Origin of the sequence: Methanoregula sp. (genome assembly GCF_002835825.1) — an archaeon.
Classification (GTDB): domain Archaea; phylum Halobacteriota; class Methanomicrobia; order Methanomicrobiales; family Methanospirillaceae; genus Methanoregula.
Genome location: NZ_PIZH01000199.1, coordinates 1 through 4,203 on the forward strand (window position 1 = coordinate 1; position 4,203 = coordinate 4,203).

3 protein-coding genes and 2 pseudogenes are annotated in these 4,203 nt (G+C 57.4%); 3 read left to right on the forward strand and 2 right to left on the reverse strand.

Features of this window, described 5'->3' with window-relative positions:
- Both CW742_RS08055 and CW742_RS08060 read right to left on the reverse strand, forming a co-directional pair.
- Window positions 1-223 (reverse strand): annotated as a pseudogene (locus tag CW742_RS08055) (hypothetical protein); the annotation flags it as partial.
- 150 nt (window positions 224-373) lie between these two features.
- The gene (locus CW742_RS08060; protein ID WP_292418895.1) at window positions 374-1,339 is read right to left on the reverse strand and encodes a ribose 1,5-bisphosphate isomerase; all 966 of its coding nucleotides are present in this window, start codon (window positions 1,337-1,339) and stop codon (window positions 374-376) included.
- A gap of 57 nt (window positions 1,340-1,396) precedes the next feature.
- Here CW742_RS08060 and CW742_RS08065 point away from each other — a divergent pair, with 57 nt between their 5' ends.
- From CW742_RS08065 to CW742_RS08075, 3 genes and pseudogenes are all read left to right on the forward strand, one after another.
- A complete protein-coding gene (locus tag CW742_RS08065) occupies window positions 1,397-2,254 on the forward strand; it encodes an HAD family hydrolase (RefSeq protein ID WP_292418898.1) in 858 nt (285 codons plus the stop codon).
- 35 nt (window positions 2,255-2,289) lie between these two features.
- Window positions 2,290-3,903: a methyl coenzyme M reductase system, component A2 gene (gene atwA / locus CW742_RS08070; RefSeq protein WP_292418901.1), complete on the forward strand. Its 1,614-nt coding sequence runs from the start codon at window positions 2,290-2,292 to the stop codon at window positions 3,901-3,903.
- 8 nt (window positions 3,904-3,911) lie between these two features.
- Window positions 3,912-4,203, forward strand: a pseudogene (locus CW742_RS08075) (methanogenesis marker 3 protein); the annotation flags it as partial.

The following is a 4,203-nucleotide window of genomic DNA, read 5'->3' on the forward strand; positions in this document are numbered from 1 at the left end:
TAAAGCCGCCCGCTTTGCCTGCTGTCGTTGGTACCCACGAGAACGCCTTGTTCAGCCGGCGGGCTCCTGAACTGATCGCCACTTCATCGGAGATATGAAATGGTGTTGGATGTTCCCTCTCAAGCTCCTCGATTTGGGACCGTGAGAAAGGAACCGTCTTTTGTATGGGTTTTGTTCCCTGCATGCATACAGATGGTCTTTCTAATAACTTATCCTTTAACATAATTTCTGGCAAGCCTCGAAAACAAACGAGAGAGAAAAAGGATATCGGTATATTCTGGTCGCTGGAGTGTTATCATCCAGGACTGCGGCCCGGGTCAGAGGTGTTCTTCCCCGGTATTCCCCATTGTTTTTCCCTGTCTTGTACGGAGAATCAATCGCCATTGATCCCAACCGGTAAACCGCCAGCCAGGTTGAACTCCCCGATCTCCCATCCCAGGTATTCACGGATGATTACATAGGCCATCTGGGGCGGAATCGCACCCTGCTCCGTTATGATGAGGTCGATATATTCTGCCGGGGTAACATCAAACGCCGGGTTGCGGACCTTCACGTTCGGGAGCGTCCGTGCTATCTCGTCGGCTAAAACTTCCGCGGGGGGCCGTTCCTCGATCTCGATCAGTTCCCCGATAACGGTCCGTGGCGCGAACTTGTAGGTCTCAGCAGCCACGATGACATTTACGCGGGCCTCTGCGGCGGTATGGGCTACCTGCGAGGTCCCGATCTTGTTGACAACAGCGCCATTGACCGTGACCGCATCCGCCCCGATAATGACGAGATCGATATCGTTGATGAATGACCGTACCGCCGAATCAACGATAAAGTTCGTCTTTATGCCGGCATCGTTCAGGGTCCTGATGGTGATATGCCCCTGGTTCCGCGGCCGGACCTCTGTTGCAAAGACCTCGATCTGCTTTCCCTGCTGGTGTGCCTCGATCATGCAGCCAAGGGCGACTTCGGAGTTGCAGTGCGTGAGGATAACATCGCCGTCCCGGATATGTCGTGCGCCGAACCCGGCAATCCGTTTCACGGCATGCTGCGAGGACTGGATGAACTGTTCGGCGCGATGGATGACACCGCTCTTTGCATCATCGGCGGTCTTTGCCGCCCCCAGGCCGGCCATGACATAATGGACCGCGTTCGGGAGAGAGACTGCTGTCGGGCGGGTCGAGACGAGCAGGGCAGCTGCTTTCTCCATATCCTGCCGGAAGGCAGCATTGTTCGGGGCCTGTAAGGAGAGGGCATGGTCGCGTAAGGCTTCTGCTGCCGCGCGGGCGATCCTGCGGGCACCCCGGATCTCCATGCTCTTTATCTTCTCAGCGGTTTCAGGTACGGTCATCAGCTTCACTGATCCGATCTATCAGGGAACTACAAAGAGTTATTGCCAGGTGCCACCATGTCTGTCGCCGTTGTCTTTGACAGTGCCGGAACGCTCCTTTCCACCTACCGCGTTGCAAAGGATATCTGCAACAGGAAGCTGCTCCCGGGGATCGAGACCACCACCCTGACATTCAGTTCCCCCGACCGTGTGCTCATCGTCCTTCCCGTCCATTCCAAGGACCTGATGACCGTTCCTCCGGATACCCTCCTGTCCCGGTACCTTATCGACCGGAAGATTGGCTTTGGCGTGAGCTGCACGCGGAAGATCCTCACGGCCGAGGACATCGGCGATGTCCTGTATGGAGACCACCGGGCCCTTGCAGGCGATCTCCAGGAGTGTATCCGGAATGTCTGGTCTGTCTGCAAAGAGGAGGAGATGGTCACCCTCAACAGCGGGGCGATCATCAACATGGCGCACAAGGCCATCGAGTTCACGATCACGGCCGGCGGCTGGCCGTTCGATGGTGCTAAGGAGACGATCACGGCGCTGCACAGGATGGGCGTTCCCACCTTCATTGCATCCGGTGACCGGGTCACCAAGCTCGAGAAGATGGCCGACCACTTCGGCATTCCCCGCGACCGGGTATACGGGGTTGCGACACCCTCAGTCAAGGCACAGATCGTCCATGATCTCCGGCAGGAGTACGACAAGGTTCTGATGGTCGGAGACGGCATCAACGACCTCTTTGCCCTGAGGAATGCCGACATCGCGATCCTGACGGTTGAACAACCGGGCGACCGGCCCGAGGAACTCTTCAAGGAAGCAGATTTCGTGGTGAACAATGTTGGCGAGGTCAGGGCAATCGTGGAGGAGCTGCTCGCGCACGGGAACATTTGCGATCGTGACGCCAGCGGTGTATCATATAAAAGGTAATATGCGACCTGTGCTACATTAGATACAAGGGTACTATGAAGGCTCCATTGATCACGGTTGAGAACCTCTGCATGGATTTTGATGGCGAGAAGGTTCTCAAGAATATCTCTTTTGAGATTGGCGAGGGGGAGATCCTCGGGATTATCGGCAGGAGCGGTGCCGGTAAGACGGTCCTGATGCACCTCATCCGCGGGGTTGAGCAGCCGCCAACCAGCGGAAAGATCATCTACCACATGGCGGCCTGCCCGTCATGCGATTATATGGATGTCGGGAGTTCTGCCGGAAAGGCATGTCCCCACTGCGGGGCAAAACTCGCTGCCCTGGATGTGAATCTCTGGGACGATAAAAACGAGGAGCTCAAGCGACGCGTCATGAAGCGGACCGCGATCATGTTCCAGCGTACCTTTGCCCTGTACGGGGATGACCGGGTCATCGAGAATGTCCTTCACGCCCTCGACGATATCGGCTTCCCGCCCGAGAAGGCCATCAACCGGGCGGCGGACTTAATCGACCAGGTCAAGCTCTCCCACCGTATGATGCATATCGCCCGCGACCTGTCGGGTGGCGAGAAGCAGCGGGTCGTGCTCGCCCGGCAGCTGGCCAAGGAGCCGGTCATGCTGTTTGCCGACGAACCCACCGGTACACTGGATCCCGGCACGGCAAAGATCGTCCACGCTATGCTCGCGGAAGCAGCGAAGGCCAACAACATGGGTATGGTTGTCACCTCCCACTTCTCGCAGACCATCGAAGATACCGTTCACCGCACTATCCTCCTTGTTGATGGAAAAATCACGAAAATCGGGACTCCGAAAGAAGTCATCGCCGAGTTCATGAAAGGCTACGATGATACCGAAACATTCGAGGAGACCGAGCTTGGGGAGAACATCGTTATTGCCCGGGACCTCATCAAACGGTATATTTCCGTGGACCGTGGTGTGGTCAAGGCCGTGAACGGGGTCACGTTCGAGGTGGCAGCAAAGGAGATCTTCGGGATCATCGGCAAGAGCGGGGCAGGGAAGACCACGCTCTCGGGAATCATGGCGGGGTTGATCGAACCCACGAGCGGCGAGATCAATGTCCGCATCGGGGACGAGTGGATCGACATGACCAAGCCCGGTATCGACCAGCGGGGACGGGCAACGGGGTATATCGGACTCCTCCACCAGGAGTACGACCTCTTCCCCCACCGGACCGTGCTCGACAACCTGACCGATGCCATCGGCCTTGAGTTTCCCAAGGAACTGGCGATGAGAAAGGCACTCGTTACCCTGAAGATGGCCGGATTCACCGAGGAGAAGAGCAAGGAGATCCTGGACAGGATGCCTGCCCAGCTCTCCGATGGTGAACGCCACCGCGTTGCCCTTGCCCAGGTTCTTATCCGCGAGCCCCGGATCGTCATTCTTGACGAGCCCACGGGCACCATGGATCCCATCACAAAGGTCGACGTCAAGCACTCCATCATGCACTCCCGCGAGGAGATGGACGAGACCTTCATCGTGGTTTCGCACGATATGGACTTTGTCCGGGATATCTGCGACCGCCTTGCCCTGATGCGGGGCGGCAAGATCGTCCAGATCGGTAAGACCGCTGAAGTCCTTGCAATCCTTACCGAGGAAGAGAAGAAGGTCATGGGCCAGCCTCAGGCATGAGGTGATGCATGATCACCATCCATCTTGACGGGAAGAAGATGGATCTGGCAAAGGGGAGCACCCTGAAGGCCATCCTTTCCGATCACCCCCGGGACTGCGCAGTGGGCATCATCCGCCCGGCAACGCAGGAGCAGAGAAAGACCGCGAACCTTGCCATCAGCACGACAGCCGGTGAGATAACCGTCGAGCTGGGCGGGACAGAAAACAGGTTTTTGGAATCACCGGAGATCCTCATAAAACTCGCGCTCCATTGGGGAGACCGCTACGCTGCTGCATTCGGGCCGTTTCCCTCGTCCATTC